This is a genomic window from Colwellia hornerae, from assembly GCF_007954355.1.
GTDB lineage: Bacteria > Pseudomonadota > Gammaproteobacteria > Enterobacterales > Alteromonadaceae > Colwellia_A > Colwellia_A hornerae.
Genome location: NZ_VOLR01000087.1, coordinates 1 through 1032, shown reverse-complemented (window position 1 = coordinate 1032; position 1032 = coordinate 1). Strand labels below are relative to the sequence as shown.

Here is a 1032-nt window from a genome sequence, read left to right as displayed (position 1 = left end):
AGCGCCAAAATGACCACCAGTAAAGGCACCATTCAAGGTTACAATGGTATTGCTATTAATGACGACAAGCATCAAATCATTCTGCAAGCCCAAGCATGGGGTAGTGTTGCGGAACAACAGACCTTAAAACCTTCCATTGAGCAACTCAAAAAACAACTAACCAATTTAGGCACACCAGAAACATTCTCAACAGCCAAGTTTACTGCCGACAGTGGTTTTCATAGTGAGGCTAATCTTAAGTTCATGGCATCAACAGGGCTAGATAGTTACATGGCTGATAATGCTTTTAGAAGCCGTAATCCCTTATTTAAAATGAGCGAAACGTATCAAACAGAAAAAGAAAAGCGACGATTAAAACGCAGTAAAGGCAAACCTAAACAGTTTACTAGAGATGATTTTTACTTTGATAAAGAGGCCATAACCTGTCGTTGTCCCGCAGGTAAAAGCATGTGGTTACAGAGTAAGCAGATAATAACTCAAGGTAAAGCTTATACACGGTTCTCTGGTTTTTTAAAACACTGCCGCGTTTGTCCTTTGCAACAACAATGCATGCGAAACCCACCTAAAGAAACAGGGCGACAAGTGCAATTTCCAGATGAAACTAATCGGGTAGTGAGCTATAGCGATAAAATGAAAGTAAAAATAGACAGCCCTGTAGGTCGAAGGCAATACAGTAAAAGATTAGGTGCCATTGAACCTGTTTTTGGTAATATAACGGTTAATAAAAGCATGAACCAATTCACCTTGCGCGGGCAAGAAAAAGTGAATAGCCAATGGCAAATGTATTGCCTTGTTCATAACATAGAAAAGTTAAGAAATAGCCTACATTAGGCTATAATCCTCGAATTCCCCCTCGAAAAACGCCTCAGAAGACGAAAGAAGGTAGAAAGTCCTTCATCACTCAATGCTCAACGATGTAAAAATAGAAATCGCCAAAAACGTAAACGTTTTTGATTGTTAAAAGAAAACAATCCAGTTAGAGTATTTTGATTAAAAATAATTTTAAAAACGAGTAATTCTACAGGCTCGTTA

General features: G+C 38.4%; 1 protein-coding gene. It reads left to right on the top strand.

Translation table 11 applies throughout. The annotated features are described in order from the left end of the window. A partial coding sequence (locus ESZ26_RS19055; protein ID WP_211361249.1) for a transposase occupies positions 1–831 on the top strand: 831 nt, incomplete at its 5' end. Between the last annotated feature and the right edge of the window lie 201 nt (positions 832–1032).